Annotated in this window: 16 protein-coding genes; all 16 read right to left on the minus strand. The window is 38.3% G+C overall.

What is annotated here, in order from left to right; genetic code table 11:
* Positions 1 to 12: 12 nt before the first annotated feature.
* A complete protein-coding gene (gene pgsA / locus OPF91_RS02265) occupies positions 13 to 591 on the minus strand; it encodes a CDP-diacylglycerol--glycerol-3-phosphate 3-phosphatidyltransferase (protein ID WP_264987054.1) in 579 nt (192 codons plus the stop codon).
* A 174-nt stretch (positions 592 to 765) separates the two neighbouring features.
* On the minus strand, positions 766 to 1674 hold the full coding sequence (locus OPF91_RS02270; RefSeq protein ID WP_264987055.1) for a helix-turn-helix domain-containing protein: 909 nt from the start codon (positions 1672 to 1674) through the stop codon (positions 766 to 768).
* A 92-nt stretch (positions 1675 to 1766) separates the two neighbouring features.
* A complete protein-coding gene (locus OPF91_RS02275) occupies positions 1767 to 2555 on the minus strand; it encodes a YmfK family protein (RefSeq protein WP_264987856.1) in 789 nt (262 codons plus the stop codon).
* 216 nt (positions 2556 to 2771) lie between these two features.
* A complete protein-coding gene (locus OPF91_RS02280) occupies positions 2772 to 3029 on the minus strand; it encodes a DUF3243 domain-containing protein (RefSeq protein WP_264987056.1) in 258 nt (85 codons plus the stop codon).
* 44 nt (positions 3030 to 3073) lie between these two features.
* On the minus strand, positions 3074 to 3802 hold the full coding sequence (gene ymfI / locus OPF91_RS02285) for an elongation factor P 5-aminopentanone reductase (RefSeq protein WP_264987057.1): 729 nt from the start codon (positions 3800 to 3802) through the stop codon (positions 3074 to 3076).
* Positions 3799 to 5100 carry an EF-P 5-aminopentanol modification-associated protein YfmH gene (gene yfmH, locus OPF91_RS02290; protein ID WP_264987857.1) on the minus strand — a complete coding sequence of 434 codons (1302 nt, stop codon included), beginning with the start codon at positions 5098 to 5100 and terminating at the stop codon, positions 3799 to 3801. The genes ymfI and yfmH overlap by 4 nt, the downstream gene beginning before the upstream one ends.
* Complete coding sequence (yfmF, locus tag OPF91_RS02295; RefSeq protein WP_264987058.1) at positions 5097 to 6368, minus strand: EF-P 5-aminopentanol modification-associated protein YfmF; 1272 nt, start codon at positions 6366 to 6368, stop codon at positions 5097 to 5099. The genes yfmH and yfmF overlap by 4 nt, the downstream gene beginning before the upstream one ends.
* A 323-nt stretch (positions 6369 to 6691) precedes the next feature.
* Entirely contained in the window at positions 6692 to 7651 is a 960-nt protein-coding gene (locus OPF91_RS02300; RefSeq protein ID WP_264987059.1) for an ABC transporter permease, read from the minus strand.
* A gap of 1 nt (position 7652) precedes the next feature.
* Positions 7653 to 8699, minus strand: coding sequence for an ABC transporter permease (locus OPF91_RS02305; RefSeq protein WP_264987060.1), 1047 nt, complete (start codon positions 8697 to 8699; stop codon positions 7653 to 7655).
* Positions 8699 to 10231: an ABC transporter ATP-binding protein gene (locus OPF91_RS02310; protein WP_264987061.1), complete on the minus strand. Its 1533-nt coding sequence runs from the start codon at positions 10229 to 10231 to the stop codon at positions 8699 to 8701. Before OPF91_RS02310 ends, OPF91_RS02305 begins: the two co-directional genes overlap by 1 nt.
* A 477-nt stretch (positions 10232 to 10708) precedes the next feature.
* Positions 10709 to 11794 (minus strand): BMP family lipoprotein, encoded by a 1086-nt coding sequence (locus OPF91_RS02315; RefSeq protein ID WP_264987062.1) that lies wholly within the window; start codon positions 11792 to 11794, stop codon positions 10709 to 10711.
* A 53-nt stretch (positions 11795 to 11847) separates the two neighbouring features.
* Positions 11848 to 12576, minus strand: a complete 729-nt coding sequence (locus OPF91_RS02320; RefSeq protein ID WP_264987064.1) for a GntR family transcriptional regulator — start codon at positions 12574 to 12576, stop codon at positions 11848 to 11850.
* A 136-nt stretch (positions 12577 to 12712) separates the two neighbouring features.
* Entirely contained in the window at positions 12713 to 14989 is a 2277-nt protein-coding gene (locus tag OPF91_RS02325) for an FtsK/SpoIIIE family DNA translocase (protein ID WP_309297414.1), read from the minus strand.
* A 187-nt stretch (positions 14990 to 15176) separates the two neighbouring features.
* The gene (locus tag OPF91_RS02330; RefSeq protein ID WP_264987065.1) at positions 15177 to 16844 is read right to left on the minus strand and encodes a ribonuclease J; all 1668 of its coding nucleotides are present in this window, start codon (positions 16842 to 16844) and stop codon (positions 15177 to 15179) included.
* A 212-nt stretch (positions 16845 to 17056) separates the two neighbouring features.
* Positions 17057 to 17956 carry a 4-hydroxy-tetrahydrodipicolinate synthase gene (dapA, locus tag OPF91_RS02335; RefSeq protein WP_264987066.1) on the minus strand — a complete coding sequence of 300 codons (900 nt, stop codon included), beginning with the start codon at positions 17954 to 17956 and terminating at the stop codon, positions 17057 to 17059.
* 14 nt (positions 17957 to 17970) lie between these two features.
* Entirely contained in the window at positions 17971 to 19008 is a 1038-nt protein-coding gene (locus OPF91_RS02340) for an aspartate-semialdehyde dehydrogenase (RefSeq protein ID WP_264987067.1), read from the minus strand.
* Positions 19009 to 19065 lie beyond the last annotated feature (57 nt).

The following is a 19065-nucleotide window of genomic DNA, read 5'->3' on the forward strand; positions in this document are numbered from 1 at the left end:
TCAAGACCTTTCTTATTTAGAATCGAGTAAAGCACGGCGATTCAGATAGAAATAATCCCATCCAGACCATACTGTAAAGATTAATGCTACATATAACATAATCGTATCAAAAGGAATATTAATCATCGTAAAAATCGTATTGTGTAAAAGTGCTGCACCGATAGCGACAATTTGCGTCCATGTTTTAATTTTGCCAAGCTGGTTAGCTGCTACGACTTCCCCTTCGCCCGCTAAAATTAAACGTAAGCCTGTCACAGCAAATTCTCGGCTAATAATAATGATAATAATCCACGAAGCAGCCATATCTAGCTCAACCATTAAAATAAAAGCAGCCGACACTAATAATTTATCTGCTAGTGGGTCTAAAAACTTACCAAATGTTGTGACAAGGTTGTATTTTCTCGCATAATAGCCATCAACCCAATCCGTTGCTGACGCAAAAATAAAAATCAATGCTCCGACAAAATGATGAACAGGCATTTGTGCGCCAAATAATGACATTGTACCCCAGCCAAAATTAAACATCATAACAATGACAAAGAATGGGATTAATAAAATACGGGAAATGGTAATTTTATTTGGAATATTCATGTTTTCTAACACCTTTCCTAATCAATTACGCCCTAGCGTAATTGCGTCTGGATTTTTTCGAGTTTACTCGAAAAAGCTCCTCTATAAAATCTATGACATCCGCCGTGGCTTCACCATGATGCAGTAGGAAATTCTACTGCATCATGATGAAAGAAAGTAGCCATCAACTGATGCCTACTGTTCTTTATTGAAATTGATGATGATATTTTGCGTAACAATTTGTTGTGCATATGGAATCAATTCATCATTTACATACACTTTTGCTTGTTGAGAGTTCCCCAAGCGAATACGTGCATAGTTTTCTGCTGTTGCATCAAATTCAACAACTTCACCTGCATTGTAGACACGTGTATCTGTTAATATATCTTGTTGTTGTTGATTGCGAATACCGATAAATGTAGGTCCTGATACTTCCACACGTATTTTGAATGTATCCGTTCCCGTTAATGTGTAAGACGTTGTCACACCATCTGATTCAACTGTACCTGCCGAAATCGTTTGTTTCACTTCTTCAACTGGCTTATCCTCAGGCTTGTCTGTTGTTTCTTCTTGCTCATCTGTCGCTTGTTCTTTTTTCTCAGCCTCTTCTTTGTCTTTTTCATTATCAATTGGCTTTACTTTTTTATCGTACTCGATCGCTGGTGGTGTATCTTCAACGCCGTCTGAACCAGCATTATTTTTGTATTGCCATAGCATCCACATTCCTACGATGATGACAATAATAAATAATGCCACGATTACTTTTGGCATTGCCTCCATCATTTTGCTTGATGGACCTTTTGTTATTTTTCTTCTGCTCGGACTATTTGTCATTGCTTGGCTCAATTGTTCATTTGGCGTGCTCGGTAATTCTTTTTTATACGTTTCTAAAATTTCCTCTGCATCCAAACCAACTGCATCTGCGTATTGCTTAATAAAAGCTCGCACATAAAACGAACCTGGCATAATTGCATAATTTCCTTCTTCGATTGCTACTAAATAACGTTTTTGAATTTTCGTTATTTCTTGTAAATCATCCAAGCTGTAGCCTCTAGTCAGTCTCGCCTCTTTCAGTCGAGTCCCTAATTCTGCCACTCCTAACACCTACTTTAAATAAATTCAATTACTTCTTAGCTAATGCTTGTTTGGATTTTTTAAACGCCTCTTCAAAACCCATCGCATCTTACCAAGATAACTTAAAAATGAAATCCTCCAAAGTTATTGGATTCGGACATCAATTCATTTTTTTCAACTACTTCATACGTAAACTCTTCATCTGGATGGTGACGCAATTCGATAATGTAATCAAAATCCTCAATTTTATACTCCGAATGCTGAACAAACATATCTGGATGCTCAATCACTTTAATGGTAGGCATATTCATCATTTCTCGCACCAATTGCAAATGTCGTTCATCTGTTGAGCGACGTGTGACAATCCCATCTAAAATAAAAATATTATTATGACTAAATTCATCGCCAGCTAACTTATTGCGTATTGTTTGCTTAATCATTGTAGACGATAAAAAAATCCATTTTTTATTTGCACAAACACTTGCCGCTACAATTGATTCTGTTTTTCCTACACGTGGCATTCCTCGTATACCAATGAGCTTATGACCTTCTTCTTTGAAAAGCTCTGCCATAAAATCCACTAAAATCCCTAGCTCATCCCGCACAAAACGAAATGTATTTTTTTCATCTGCATCTCGTGGAATATAATACCCATGACGAATGGCTAAACGATCACGTAACTTAGGTTGTCGAAATTTCGTGATATGAATATGCTCGATTGTCTCTACAATAGTCTGAAAGCGTTCAATTGCTTCATCATTCTCTGTATGTACTAGCATACCCCTTCGACCTTCATCGACACCATTTATTGAAATAATATTGACATGAAGCATCCCTAAAAGTGAGGCAATATCTCCTAATAATCCAGGGCGATTCACCTGAATTTCATATTCAAAGTACCAATCGCTCAAAGCCATTCTTTCCCTTCCTATTAGCTAACGTTAAATTTCCTTTATAAGTTCCATCATAGCTGATTTTTTATGTAATGAAAAGTTAGAATACATGGATTTAAGCGGTTATTTTTTATTTTTTAGAAGAGTTATCAAATTTAGCTTACATATGTTCTCATTCAAAGAGAAAGCTATCACAGAAAGTCCATCATCGCAGACTTTCTGGATAGCTCATCTTCATTGTACATGTTTATTTTGTACAAGTTTCATGACACAGTTTGCCAGTGCATGTTTCTCATCTTCTGAGGCAACACCCCATAAATCTGACAACACTCGCTCTTGCTCATTTTTAGGGTCCACATTCGTTGCCAAATATTCACCAATCTGCACAGCTGCTTGTTGAATCATTTTTTTTGGCATCCCACTTGCTTCTGCTTGCATAACATTTTGCCCTAAAAACGATGTCCACTTTTGCCAGTTTTCTAAAATGGTCATAATTCCTCCTCCTTTACACAATGTAGTATGTGCAAAAAGAGAAATTATATGTACCAGCCACCGTTTAAACGAATAATTTGTCCTGTCACATAATCCGCTTTACCAGACAAATAAAAGGTCACCATATTCGCTACATCCACCGTTTGCCCAAGTGTCTGTAGCGGAATTTCTTCCACAATATACTGTAACTCTTCTTCGCTTAAATGACTGTTCATCGCTGTTTGAATAAAGCCTGGTGCAATGGCATTGACACGAATACCTGATAAAGCAGCCTCTTGCGCATACGATTTGACAAAGGTATGTTGAGCCCCTTTAACAGTCGCATACAATGCTTCACCAGCAGAGCCTGCTTCTCCCCATATAGAACCGATAAAAAGAACATAGCTAATAGGATGCGTACGTAACTTAGACGCTAATAGAGCCGTCAAATGGATGGGATTTTGTACATGTACACGCCACAAAGCATCCATTTCTGAGACAGTCGCATCTTCAAGAAGTCCATAATGTGCCTGACCGCTCGCAAAGACAATTGCTTGCACTTGGAAAAGCTGTGCTGCCAATATTTCTGCACCTGAAGCCTCTGAAAAATCAGCCTGCACAAGCAAAAATTCTTGCGCAGGGAATTTTTTTGTTAGTGTATCACATAACAATTGTGCTGCCTGTTGATTTGTCGAATAATGCAAATACATAGACCATCCATCTTCTGCTAAATGTTGACAAATCGCACGCCCAATTTCACCTGATGCACCTACAACAAGGGCAAATTTTTTCACTGAGTGTTTTTCTCCGTTGGTAAAATCGTAAATACCGTTTGTTGTGACTCTCCTTGAATGGTTGTGAAGGCTTGTTGTAAATCGGCTATTGTTAATTCTTCTAATACAGGCACAACATCAAATAAATTCATGTCATTGAAGGAATAGCGTGTAAATTGGTTGGCGATAAATTCAATGGAATTCAGTGCTCGCAAGAAGAAGCCAATTTTTTTGCGTTTAATGCGCTCCAAGCCATCACTATCAAATGACACTTCCCTATCATATTTAGCCAATTCTTCCTTAATGGCCTTCTCTAATGCTTGTGGCTCTGTTGTATCTGAGCCAATCATCGCAAAACCAAAACCATTTTCTAATGTAAAATCAAACGCATATGTTTCATCAACCAAGCCATTTTCATATACACGCTCATAAAACGCAGATGTACGACCAAAAATTAGTTCTAGTGCAATTTGGACAGATAACTCATGCTTCAGCATCGCACGACCTGAAAGATTTGTGTTCTTTGCCTTTAAACCAATAGATAGTTTCGGTTTTTGTACATCCATATGCAGTGTACGTTCTTTTACAGCTACCTCTTTTGGCTCATCATCAAAAAAGCGTTGAATTGGTGTTGGATTTGGGAATGTTTTTTTAGCTTGATTTTCTTTGATAAAGGCCATCATTTCTTCTGGATCAATCGCTCCAATGACGAATAACAGCATGTTTGATGGATGATAGAATGTGTTATAACACGTATATAAATGCTCTGCCGTAATGCCATCAATGGATTCAATCGTACCAGCGATATCAATTTTCACAGGATGTGTGTGGTACATATTTTCAATTGTCCCGAAATACAAACGCCAATCTGGTTGATCGTCATACATCGTAATTTCTTGACCAATAATCCCTTTTTCTTTATTAACTGTTGCTTCTGTGAAATAAGGCTCCTGTACAAAGTTCAGCAAGGTTTCAGCACTTTTATACAGATGGTCTGTCGCTGAAAATAAGTAAGCTGTACGTGTAAAAGAGGTAAAGGCATTTGCAGATGCCCCGTATTCACTAAATTTTTGGAAAACATCCCCATCCTCTTTTTCAAACATTTTATGCTCTAAAAAATGGGCAATCCCATCTGGCACAGTCACACTCTCTGTTTCACCAATCGGTATAAACGTACGGTCAACCGAGCCATATTTCGTTGTAAATGTGACAAATGCTTTAGAAAAACCTTTTTTCGGTAAAATATAAACGTCTAAGCCATTTGCTAATTTTTCATAGTAAAGTGTTTCATCTAATTGTTTAAAATCAATCGTTTTCATTGTGCGGATTGCTCCTTTCCACATAGGAAGTAGACCGCTTCTAGCTGCACTTGCTTCGCCATATCGACTATATCTTCCTTCGTCACAGCCTGCCATTTTTTCACCCATGTTTCCACCGTGAATGGTTCTGGCAATTCTTTATATTGGTCAAAAATTTCAATTTGTCCTCTTGCTGAATCCAATGCTTCTTTTAATTGATTCGTTAGCATTGCTTTTGTCTGCTCCAGCTCTAAATCTGAAATATCGCCCGCTTGTATCGCTGTCAGTTGCTCCTTAATTAAGGTTAATGCCTTTTCTTCATTTTTCGGCTCAATGCCTGATACGACGAAAATAAGACCATAATGAGAAGCATAAATACTAGACGCGTAATAAGCGAGGCTCTCCTTTTCACGCACATTCATAAATAATTTAGCATGTGGATATCCGCCAAATACGCCATTAAACACTTGCATCTTCGTAAAATCAGCATCACCAAAGTAAACAGGTGTACTAAAGCCAACATGTAATTTTCCTTGCTTCATGTCATGTTGTTCACGAACATAATCTTTTTGTGGGTGTTGTTGTGGCAAGACAGCAGGAATAACTGCGGGTGTGCGGTCAGTAAATGGTAATACCGTTCTTAACTTCTCCACCATTTCTTCTTCATTGATATCGCCTGCAACGTAAATATCAATTGTGTCATTGGCTAACATAGATTGATACGTTGCAAACAATGATTGTGCTGTAATTTGCTGAATATCTTCTACTGTTCCATTCGCTGAAATAGATGCTGGTTCATCTGGGCGTAAAATTTGCTGTAAACGTTGCTGTGCAAATCGTGCCTTATCATCAAATATCGACTCAATACGTTGGATAACCATCTTTTTCTCACGTTGTACGATGTCATTTTTAAAAGCACCGTTTTCTAGATTTGGTTGGAAGATAGCTGTCTGCATCACATCGAGTACTTTGTTTAACACATTCGCATCTGCTAAATATTGATCGTTTACTGTTTCAACATTCATCAGTACAACATGTTCATTTCCACGCTTTGATGTATCAAAATAAAGCACCGTGCCATATAAATCATCCAAATAGCTTCTAAATGCAGCGGTTGTTGGATATTTTGCATTGCTATGCTGTAGAACATTTGTTAATACGGTGCGCTCTGAAGCACATTGAGTAGTTAAGGCTGTACGCCATTTAATCGAAAAATTGACTGTTTTAAATTGGGTTGTGTGTCGAATATGCAAATGAACACCTTCTGCTAAAGGTATTTTTTTAAACATAGAACACCCTCCTATCCATTCTTAATATCAATTATACCTCGGCATAATTGTGTTCGGATTTTTTCGAGCTCGCTCGAAAAGCTCCTTTTAAAATCCATGGCATTTGCCGAAGCTGTTATATTGGTTCAGTTGGTGTTTTGAATAACACTTACTGAATTAATATAACAAAGCACTACACTTACTATACTCTATAATGACAAAAAGAAAACATATTATGTATTAGATAAATAAAAATCCGCATAAACTTTTGCTAAGCAGCAAACAGACGAATGGCTGCTGACTTAGTGAAAAGTGTAGCGGATTTTTATTGTGGTTACGAATGATTAACGTTTCCCTTTAATATATGGCTGACCACTTGCTTTTGGTGCACTTGCTTTACCGATAAAGCCTGCTAATGCCAGAATCGTTAATACATATGGTAAAATTTGCAGGTATACTGCTGGGATTTCTTGAACATATGGAATTTGACTTCCCGCAATACTTAACGTTTGCGCCAGTCCAAAGAACAATGCTGCACCTAATGCACCAACTGGATGCCATTTACCGAAAATCATAGCTGCAATGGCCATGAAACCTTGACCAGCAATTGTTGCATGTGAGAAATCATGTGTAATTGTTTGCGCATAGGCTGCACCACCAAGACCACCAAGTGCCCCTGAAATCATAACAGCAATATAACGCATTTTATTAACGTTGACACCCATTGTATCTGCCGCCATTGGGTGCTCCCCAACCGCACGTAAACGCAAACCAAATGGTGTTTTGTAAATGATAAACCAAGCAGCAATAACGACTGCAAAAGCTAAAATCGATGTACTATACACATCACGGAATAATAATGGACCGAAAAACGGAATATCTTTTAAGTAAGGAATGGCAAAACGATTAATAGGATGGCTAATCATATCTGTTTGACCTTTGCCATAAATCATTTTCACTAAAAAGACAGATACAGCTAAACCTAATAAGTTAATCGCTACCCCTGATACTGTTTGGTCAGCACGGAAAGAAATGGCCGCTACTGCATGGAATAGAGAGAAAATAGCGCCTATTACGACAGCCGCCAACATCGCTATCCAAACAGTTGCTGCGCCAAATTGTGCACCGTATTCTAAATTGACATAAATACCAACGAATGCACCGACAATCATTAAACCTTCTAGTCCAATGTTCACAACACCTGAACGTTCAGAAAACACACCGCCAATTGCTGTAAAAATTAATGGTGTTGCATAAAGAATCGCAGAAGGGATGATAAAATATAACATTTCTAAAAAGCTCATGTTATTGCCCCTCCTTTTTCTTACTTAACTTTTGTAAGCCTACTCGAATAATATAGCCTGATGCTACAAAGAAGATAATTAATGCGATGATAATCGATACAATTTCTTCTGGAATTCCTGCTGCATTTGGCATATTTAATGAACCATACTTCAGTGAACCGAATAAGGATGCACCAAAAATAACCCCAAGTGGTGTATTCGCACCAAGTAATGCAACGGCAATCCCGTCAAATCCAATACCAGTGAAGCCCGCTTTAATCGATGCATTTTGGAATGTACCTAACGCTTCCATCGCACCACCAAGACCTGCAAACATCCCTGAAATTGTCATTGCTAAAATAATATTTTTATTGACACTCATCCCAGCATAATCTGCTGCATTTTGGTTAAAACCTACTGCTTTTAGCTCATAACCACGTGTTGTTTTTTCTAAAATAAACCACATAAGAGCAACCATTAACAACGCAATGATAATTCCATAATGCAAGCTAGAATTATCTGTAATATCTCTTAAAAAGTCTGAACGTAATGAAGCTGACTCGTGAATACGCTCTGTTTTAAAGCCACCGTCTGTTAAATTCCGAATAATCGCATTGGCAATATATAGTGCTGTATAATTCAACATAATTGTCACAATAACTTCGTGTACTTTAAATTTCGCTTTTAAGAAACCTGCGATAAATGCCCAAAATGCCCCAGCCGCTGCTGCCGCAATTAATGCTAATGGAATATGAATTACTTTTGGTAATTCAATCGCATAGCCAACCCAAGCCGCTGCAAGCCAGCCAATAATTAACTGACCTTCTACACCGATATTGAATAAACCTGTTCGGAAGGCAAATGCCACAGCAAGACCAGCTAAAATGTACGGTGTAATTTGTCGAATTGTGTTCCCAATTGTATATGAATCTCCAAAGATACCTGTCCAAAGTGCACTGTAGCCTTCTACTGGATCATATCCACTCACAAGCATAACAAGTGCGCCTACAATTAAACCGATAATAATAGAGATGATAGGAACGAGTAGATTAATGACACGATTTGACATTAGTCGTTCCCTCCCTTATTTTTTTTACTTTGCCCAGCCATTAATAGACCAAGCTCTTGTTCTGATGTTGCTTTTGGATCTAATTCATCCACAATTTGTCCATCATAAATAACAGCAATACGGTCTGATACATTCATTACTTCATCTAGCTCAAATGAAACTAATAATACCGCTTTTCCTTTATCACGCTGCTCAATTAAACGTGAGTGAATAAATTCAATCGCTCCAACGTCAAGTCCACGTGTTGGTAATGCTGCAATTAATAAATCTGGATTACGGTCGATTTCTCGCCCAATAATCGCTTTTTGTTGGTTACCACCTGATAATGCACGGGCTGGCGTCATTTCACCATTCCCTGTACGCACATCATATTCTTTAATAATTTGCTGTGCTTTTTCAGATACTTTTTTGTAATTCATGACAATGCCTTTTGCAATAGGTGATTGATAATATGTTTGCAATGCAATATTATGACCAATTGGGAAATCAAGCACTAATCCATGCTTATGACGGTCTTGTGGAATATGGCCAACACCTTCTTCTGTGATATGACGTGGTTTCATATTCGTCACATCTTTACCATTTAGCTTAACAGAGCCGCTTTTCACTCTGCGTAAACCTGTAATGGCTTCAATCAATTCAGACTGACCATTGCCATCAATCCCTGCAATACCTACGATTTCGCCTTTACGAATTGATAAATTTAATCCTTTTACTTTATCGATATTGCGATAATCTGTTACGACTAAGTTTTCAATGTGTAAAACTTCTTCCGTTGGATTCGCTGCTGTTTTTTCAGTTTTAAATTCTACTTGACGACCAACCATAAGCTCCGCAAGATGATCAGGATTTGTTTCCGCCGTTACAACAGTCCCAATCCCTTCCCCTTTACGAATAATCGTTACACGGTCAGATACTTCCATAATTTCTTTTAGCTTATGCGTAATTAAAATAATCGATTTTCCTTCTTCGATTAAGCGACGCATAATTTGAATAAGTTCTGTAATCTCTTGAGGTGTTAAAGAAGCTGATGGCTCATCAAAGATTAAAATTTCTGCGCCACGATATAACGTTTTCAAAATTTCAACACGTTGTTGCATTCCAACTGTAATATCTTCAATTTTTGCATATGGATCAACATCTAAACCATATTTTTCTGAAAGCGCTTGTACTTTTTTTGCCGCATCTTTAATATTTACAGTCCCCATCTTTGTAGGCTCTGAACCTAAAATAATGTTCTCTGTTACTGTAAAGTTTTCCACCAACATAAAATGCTGATGCACCATCCCAATTCCCAAATCATTCGCAATATTTGGATTGGCAATTTTTACAGCCTTTCCTCGAACACGAATTTCGCCGCCCTCTGGTTGATATAAACCAAATAGAACGTTCATCAAAGTCGATTTACCTGCACCATTTTCACCCAATAGCGCATGAATTTCGCCTTTTTTGAGTTGGAGGGTGATATTATTATTTGCCACGAAACTACCAAACTCTTTACGGATTCCTAGCATCTCAATCACATATTCCACTTATTTCTCACTCCCTCAATACACTTGATTAAAAATAAATTTCTACTTCATTAGAGATCAATTACACCCTAGCGTAATTGCGTTTGGATTTTTCCGAGTTCACTCATAGGAGGAAGTTAGCCTAAAAGCATCACATCCTGTGACATGCGCTAGCTGACCTACATCGTGTAGGCCCTCAAAATCCATGACACCCACTGAATCAAGATAAATTAATACAGGAAAGGTCATCGTTAGAAACCTTTCATCTATTAATTTGTCATTCATGCTCTACTCAAAATTTCTATCAACTATATATTCCTATCCATTCCCTTACGATAACGATAGATTGAAAAATCATCATAAGGGCCATAACAATACCCTTATGATGATTAAATCAATTACGCCCTAACGTAATTGCGTCCAGATTTTTTCGAGCTCGCTCGAAAAAATCTGTGACATCCGCTGGAGCTTCATGTTGATTCAGTGAATCAACATGAATTATTCTTCCACTTTTTCTGGAACGACAATTTCACCGCTAGCAATTTTTTCTTTGTATTCGTCGATAACAGCTTGTACATCAGCTGGAATTGCACCACGAGAATCTGCAAGCTTCACGCCATCTTCAGCTAAACCGTAAACAAGTGTTTGTCCACCTGGGAACTCACCATCTTTTGCTTTTGTTGAAATATCAACTACGGCTGTATTAACACCTTTTAACATAGAAGTTAATGTAACGTTTGTTTTGTCATCTACTTTACCTTCTTCATATTGGTCAGCATCTACACCGATTACCCACACATTTGCATTAGGATCTTGTTTTTTACGCTCTTTTGCTTCTGAGAATACACCATTACCAGTTGCACCAGCAGCGTGGAAAATAACATCTACGCCTGAAGAATACATACCATTTGCTGTGATTTTACCAAGGTCTGCTTTATCGAATGCTTCTGTATATTTTACTTGAATTTCGATATCAGGGTTAACTGCTTTTGCACCTGCAACGAAACCAGCGTGGAAGCGATTGATAACAGGAATGTTAACGCCACCTACGAAACCGATTTTACCTGTTTTAGACGTTTTAGCAGCTGCAACACCTGCTAAGAATGCACCTTCTTGTTCTTTGAAAAGAATAGAAACAACATTATCCGCTTTTACTTCAGCATCAATTAATGCAAAGTGGCTATCTGGATTATCTGCTGAAACTGCTTCAACTGCATCCATCATCATGAAACCAACACCGAATACTAAGTTAAAGTCACGGCGCACTAAAGCAGTTAAGTTTGATTCATAGTCTGCATCTGATTTTGATTGTAGATAGTCAAAGCCTTCTTTTTCTGTTAAGCCATTGTCAGTACCAAATTGTTTGATACCTTCCCATGCAGATTGGTTGAATGATTTGTCATCTACGCCACCTACATCTGTAACCATTGCTACTGTGAATGCTTCTTCTGAAGAACCTGCATCTGAAGTTGCACCATCATTTTCTTTTGCTGGTTTTTCTTCGTCTTTTGAACCACAAGCACCTAAAATTGCGCTAGCTGCCAATACTGATGTTAATACTAAACCAAATTTACGTTTTTTCATTTTTGTTAACCCCCCGAGGTAATGTAATTAGCAGGAAAATATTTAGAAATGTTCTACACCCGTTTACGCACTACATGGAAGCTGAATTTATCAGCTCGGAAATAATTTTTTGAATAGAGTACCACTTGATCGTGATCATCATAATGTAGTTGTTTCAGCACAAGAAGTGCTTTATCACGACCACAATTCAAAATTGGTGACGCTTGCTCATGATAGCCGATTGGATCAATATATGTTACAGCATAAGCGACACGAATTTTACCAGACTGTTCAAGTGCTGAGAAAAGCGACACTTCTTTTTTTTCTACAAAGTCAGCTGGCAGGAAGCTCGCCGGTAATTTGTCAATGCAGTAAACTACTGGCTCACCATCTGCTGTTCTGACACGTTCAATTGTGAGCATTTTATCTTCATCATCACATTGGAAGCGTTTTAAATCTTCTTCAGAGGGAGACTTTTCGGTTGCCTTTAAAAAAATTGAACCAGGCTCCATTCCCACTGCTTCAATCATAGAAGAAATACTGGATAAATGCTCAATACCTGATGTAAAGACAGGCTTTGGATTGACAAATGTTCCAACACCATGTCTACGTACGATAACATTTTCCTCTTCTAATAAACGAAGTGCTTCCCTAAGTGTTGCTCGACTAACGCCTAATGATTTCGACAATTCAAACTCTGATGGCAATTTTTCATTCTCTTTGAAAACACCTGTCTCAATATCAGATTTCAGCCGATCAATTACTTGGAGATAGAGATGACGATGATCTGCTTTTATAGACACATATACCACCACCAAAACCAGAGATCAGACATCTGATGTACAACATTCCTACTAATTCGTTCATACTATACCATTTTTGCTGACTGAAATCAATTACACCTTTGCGTAATTCTCACTAAAATTTGCATTGCCTTTGTTAATCATATTGTTGAACGAGTACCTGTCTTGGTTTACTGCCTTCTGGTGGTCCAACAATCCCACGTTGCTCCATTTGATCGACAATACGTGCTGCTCTAGCATAACCTATACGGAAACGACGCTGTAGCATAGATACAGAAGCGGTTTGCATTTGTACCACTAATTGGACAGCCTCATCAAATAATTCATCTGTTTCCTCTAAAATAATTTCTTCTTCTGTCGGTATCATTTCTTCCTGATATTGCGCTTTTTGCTGCTCTATAACAGAGGAGACAACAGCCTCTACTTCTTGATCGGATAAAAATGCGCCTTGTACACGCTGTGGCTTCGATGCACCAGCAGGTAAAAATAACATATCACCACGACCAAGTAAACGCTCTGCACCACCCATATCAAGAATGGTTCTTGAATCAATAGCAGATGAGACAGCAAAGGCTATACGCGATGGAATATTGGCTTTAATCACACCTGTCAGCACATCCACACTCGGTCTTTGTGTCGCAATGATTAAATGGATACCTGCTGCACGAGCCATCTGTGCTAAACGGGTAATCGAATCTTCTACATCATTAGATGCTACCATCATTAAATCCGCTAACTCATCTACAATCACAACAATATAAGGTAATTTCGGGTGCTTCTCTGCATGTTGCTCATTCATTTTTTGCACATGGCTATTATAGCCTTCAATATTACGTGTTCCTGTGTGTGAAAAAAGATCATAACGACGCTCCATTTCAGCGACTACTTTTTTCAACGCTTGTGATGCTTTACGTGCATCTGTCACAACAGGTGCTAACAAATGTGGAATACCATTGTAAACATTCAATTCCACCATTTTTGGATCGACCATCATTAGCTTTACCTCATGTGGTTTCGTTCGCATTAGTATGGATACGACAATTCCATTTATACATACACTTTTCCCACTTCCTGTTGAGCCAGCAACGAGTAAATGTGGCATTTTATTGAGCTCAGCTAGTACGGCTTGTCCTGTAATATCACGTCCTAAAGCTACTTGCAAGAGTGCCTCTGGTTTAGCTCCCTCTTGTGATTCCAATACTTCACGCAATGTCACAATTGCCACTTCACTGTTTGGTACTTCAATACCGATTGCTGATTTCCCTGGAATCGGTGCTTCAATACGAATATCCTTTGCGGCTAAGGCTAATGCTAAATCATCCTGTAAGTTAACAATTTTACTGACTTTCACACCGATATCAGGTAATATTTCATATTTAGTGACAGCAGGCCCTAAATGCACTTGAGATACTTTCGCTTTGACACCAAAGCTATGCAGTGTTTGCTCTAATTTTTTAGCATTGGTCTGAATTGCTGTATATTCATTACTTTGGTCATGATGAGGCGGTAATTGCAATAAATGATAGGCAGGGAGCTGATAATTGACCTGCTCCATTGTTTCCTCCGACATGGAGACATCTTCCACTAGCTCCTCCTCTTGTTCATATTCCACCCTTTCATCCAATGTAAACCTTTCTTGTACAGGAGTAATATTTTGTGTAAACGCCGAGATAATCGGTTCATTGGCTGTATCCTCCACCACGTCAACCGTTTGGTCCACCGCAGCAATTTCATCTACACTTTCAGCTCTTGTACGGCGATTTTTTACTTTCTTTTGTGTTTCTTTTTTCTTCTCTCGTTGTTTCTCATGCCATTTTTTAAAAAGAGTCGGCATTTTCTCAGCTAAATAAGGAACAAGTGCTTTCCCTGTCAATAAAATTAAACCAATCGCTAGTATAACCCACGCCACTATCTTTGCACCCGATGCCTCAAATAATACATGTAGGGCACTAAATAAGAGAGCACCAATCATGCCACCACCGAGTGAATTACTCCTGTTCACCACACCATCTGTTTCTATTAACATGCGCCAAGATTCTCGCAAAACCGAATCAGACAGCAACCCTCCTGATTTCACTAATTGCTCAAATAAAATACTATGACTAAAAATAGTTAAACTCATAATGACCATAATGACACCTAGCATTAGTCGATCTTTCCAACGTACTTTTTTTTGTCCAATCATGAGTAATAAGGCAATAAAAATGAGTACGACTGGTATCGCCACATGTAGATTACCTAAAAAAAACAGGGCAATGGTTTGCAACGTGCGGCCAACAATACCAAACTCAAACATCATAATAACTGCAACCGCCATAAAAATTAATCCTAAAATCTCATACATTAATGGATGTACTGTTTTTTCACTTGCTGGTTTGCTTGTCTTTTTCTTTTTACGTGTCGCCACTTTTATCACCTGCTTTTGATGTCTTTCCTCGAAGTTTTATCTTATAATCCATTTTATATATGTAGCAAATCATAGCATGTAGAACTCCATGATTTCAAAAAAAAGGATTCTCCACCGTACAACTACGGCTGGAAAATCCTTTTTGACGGATATTACCTCATATTTCGGTTCCATAGAGAAACATTGTTATTACTTAGTATTCCATAATGATCGGGATAATCATTGGGCGACGCTTTGTTTTTTGGAATAAATATGAATTCAATGTATCACGAATTTCTTGTTTAATGTTTGTCCACTCAAATGTATCTTTACCAACATACTTTTCAATGACGCTTCTTGCTAATTCAGAGGCCTCTATCATCAATTCCTCTGATTCACGCACATACACAAAACCACGAGATAAAATTTCAGGGCCTGAAGCAATTTTCTTTTGTGCACGGTTTAATGTAACAACTACAATGAAAATGCCATCTTGTGATAAGAGCTTACGGTCACGTAGGACAATATTACCCACATCCCCAACACCGATTCCATCGATTAAGACATTACCTGCTTGTACACGCCCGCTCATGCGCATTTTGCCATTTTTATATTCCACAATATCACCTTTATCGGCAATAAAAATTTGTGATTTCTGCATCCCAAGCTGTTGAGCAAGTTTAGAATGGGCAATTAGCATACGGTATTCCCCTTGTACAGGGATAAAATATTTCGGTTGCATTAAATTGAGCATTAATTTTAAATCTTCTTGGCTTCCATGCCCTGATACATGTACATTTTTGCTAGAAGTTAATATCTCTGCACCCGCTTTAGCAATCGCATTCATCGTATTTGCCATTTGCACTTCCATACTAGGTGATGGTGTGAATGTGATTAATACTGTATCGTTTTGCTTTAATTTTAAATCTCGATGATGCTTGCGCACAATTTTTTCTAATGCATCTAACGGCTCTCCACGATTGCCTGTTGCAATGACAATAATTTCTTCATCTTGGTATTTCGATATATCAGAAATCGGGATAATTGTTTCTTCTTCAACAGTTAAATAGCCAAGCTGTACGCCTAAATCCACCGCTTTTTCTAAAGGCTTACCAACAATCGCTACTTTACGGAACGATTTTTGTGCCTGTGTCAGCACTTGCTGGATACGAATAAAGTTGGAAGCATAAACAGCGACTAAAATACGCCCTTGTGCTGAATGGAATGTTTTCGATAATTGCTCTTCAATCACAATTTCAGATGTCGTATAACCTGGTCGCTCCGCCTCACTAGACTCAGATAGCAGGATAAAGACACCCTCTTCTCCAAGCTGTGCCATTTTAGCTAAATCTGGTTTAAATTTACCTGTCGCCGATTGATCAAATTTGAATTCTCCTGTATGCACAATTGCCCCTTCAGATGTGTGGAACACAACACCTAATGAATCAGGAATACTGTGTGTCGTATGGAAAAACGTTACATATGTTGAAGTGAAATTCATGCGACTGCGATTTGTCACCTCAAAAAATTTAACTTGATGTGGTGCAGGTAGCTCTTTTAAATGCTCTTTTGCTAAGGCTATCGTTAACTTAGAGCCATAGACAGGTGCTTTCACTTTTTGTAACACATAGGCAATAGAGCCAATTGCATCTTCGTGACCATGCGTTAAGAAAATCCCTTTTACTCGTTCTTTGTTTTCCTCTAAATACGTAATGTCAGGAATGACAATATCAATCCCCAGCATTTCGTCTTCTGGGAACATCAAGCCACTGTCCACTACAAATAGTTCTTCATCAATTTCTACTACATACATTGCTTTGCCAATTTCGCTTACGCCACCAAGTGGGATAATACGAATTAATTCATTTTTCTTTTTTGTCAATTTATTTCCTCCTAAAAAATATCCCGAACAGCAATCACTTAACATCCATTATACGGTTATTCAGTCTTTTGCACAAATTAAAAATATCTCAGCCATTGAACTTTGTTTTCTTTTCTACTAAATGGGATGTTTTCTCAACCATCCAAGCGATATCCGTCATATTATCATTTTTGACAAAATAAAACGAGGCTGTCGAATGCAGCCTCGTTTTATTAATTAAAATTTCGTGCTTTTTCTTGATACGTATCCCAAATTCGGTCAAAATTCGCTTTTTCCTCATCTGTCATTTCCATCATTGGCAGGCGAACATTAAGCGTATCAAAACCGAGCTTTGTCATCGCATATTTTACTGGTGAAGGATTAGGCTGTGCGAATAGGGCACGCACTAACGGTAATAATGCACGATGAATTTTAGCTGCCAGTGCATGGTTGCCTTCTTCAAACGCACGCATCATTAACTGCATATCGTTGCCTACCACATGTGCAGCAACTGAAATAACACCTGCACCACCAATGGATAGCAAAGGTAGTGTTAAACCGTCATCTCCACTATAGACAAGAAAATTATCCTTCTTCTCTACATTTTCAATGACATCGCCCATTTGATCTAAATTACCACTAGCTTCCTTCGTCCATAAAATATTTGGGATTTTACTTAGTGCCACCGTTGTCTCGTATGCCACATTGACACCTGTACGACTTGGCACATTATAAATCATAACAGGTAGTTTCGTTTCCTTTGCAATCGTTTCAAAGTGAGCAAAAATACCTCGTTGATTTGGCTTATTATAGTAAGGAGCTACAAGCATAATGCCATCTGCACCATTTTCCTCAGCCTTATGTGTCATCATAATAGAATAGGCTGTTTCATTGTCCCCTGTTCCTGCAATAACAGGCACACGACCTGCTACCTTTTCCACTGTAAATCGAACCACTTCAATTTTTTCTTCCGTGGACATCGTTGGATTTTCTGATGTTGTACCACATGCAACGATACTATCCGTACCATTTGCAATTAAGTGATTAATAATTCGCTCTAACTCTGGGTAATTGATTGTGCCATCCTCTTTAAATGGCGTAATCATCGCTGTCCCAATTCGCCCTAAATTCATCCCTTACACCCCGTTTATAGTAAGTTATCCTCAATCATGGCTTCTGCAATTTGAATCGAATTTAATGCTGCACCCTTCAATAGATTATCTGACACAATCCATAAGTGGAAGCCTTGTGGATTATCTAAATCTTGTCGAATACGCCCTACGAAAGTAGCATCTTCCCCTTCTGCATAAATCGGCATTGGGTATGTTTGTGTGGCAATATCATCTTGTAATACGACACCTGGTGCTTGACGTAATACATCAAAAATTTCTTGTACAGTTGCTTCTTTCTCTAGCTCAATATAAACAGATTCAGAGTGTCCTGACACAACGGGCACACGAACACAAGTAGCAGCTACTTTTAGCTCTGGTGCGTGCATAATTTTTTTCGTCTCATTAATCATCTTCATTTCTTCATATGTAAAGCCATTGTCTGTGAATTTATCGATTTGTGGAATGACGTTACGAGCGATAGGATAATGACGCTTGTCGCTACCAGAAGGTAAAATCGTAGCTTCTACATCCTTTCCTGCATCCCAGTTAGCACTTTGCGATTTTAGTTCATTAATCGCAGAAATACCTGCACCTGACACGGCTTGATATGTTGACACGACTACTTTTGTTAAACCAAATTGCTTACGAATTGGCTCGAGTGCTGCTACCATTTGAATTGTTGAACAGTTTGGATTGGCAATAATGCCATTATGCTTCGCTAAATCCTCACGATTTACTTCTGGGACAACGAGCGGTACTTCTGGATCCATACGGAAATGACTTGTATTATCAATAACAACAGCGCCTCGTTTTGCTGCTTCTGGAGCTAATACGGCTGATACAGAGCCACCTGCTGAAAATAATGCTACATGAACGCCTTCAAAGCTTTCTGGTGTCGCTTCTTCGATTGTATAAGTATGACCATTAAATTCGATTGGCTTCCCAGCAGAACGTGCAGAAGCTAAAAATTTAATTTGCCCGATTGGAAAATTACGCTTAATCAATTGCTCCATCATTTTTGAACCTACTGCTCCTGTTGCCCCGACTACTGCAACTGTTAACTGCTTTGTCATCTATCATCTCTCCTTGAATACAAAAATTTATAATGTGTGCTATTGTATCATATAAAT

It is taken from the genome of Lysinibacillus piscis, assembly GCF_026012395.1.
Lineage (GTDB): Bacteria > Bacillota > Bacilli > Bacillales_A > Planococcaceae > Lysinibacillus > Lysinibacillus piscis.

Bases quoted from the DNA above. Each gene is read 5' to 3' on its own strand.
- dapA (WP_264987066.1), bottom strand. From the start codon at position 17,956: ATGAATTTAGGGCGAATTGGGACAGCGATGATTACGCCATTTAAAGAG.
- OPF91_RS02300 (WP_264987059.1), bottom strand. From the start codon at position 7,651: ATGAGCTTTTTAGAAATGTTATATTTTATCATCCCTTCTGCGATTCTT.
- yfmH (WP_264987857.1), bottom strand. From the start codon at position 5,100: ATGAAAACGATTGATTTTAAACAATTAGATGAAACACTTTACTATGAA.
- pgsA (WP_264987054.1), bottom strand. From the start codon at position 591: ATGAATATTCCAAATAAAATTACCATTTCCCGTATTTTATTAATCCCA.
- OPF91_RS02315 (WP_264987062.1), bottom strand. From the start codon at position 11,794: ATGAAAAAACGTAAATTTGGTTTAGTATTAACATCAGTATTGGCAGCT.
- OPF91_RS02280 (WP_264987056.1), bottom strand. From the start codon at position 3,029: ATGACCATTTTAGAAAACTGGCAAAAGTGGACATCGTTTTTAGGGCAA.
- yfmF (WP_264987058.1), bottom strand. From the start codon at position 6,368: ATGTTTAAAAAAATACCTTTAGCAGAAGGTGTTCATTTGCATATTCGA.
- OPF91_RS02340 (WP_264987067.1), bottom strand. From the start codon at position 19,008: ATGACAAAGCAGTTAACAGTTGCAGTAGTCGGGGCAACAGGAGCAGTA.
- OPF91_RS02305 (WP_264987060.1), bottom strand. From the start codon at position 8,699: ATGTCAAATCGTGTCATTAATCTACTCGTTCCTATCATCTCTATTATT.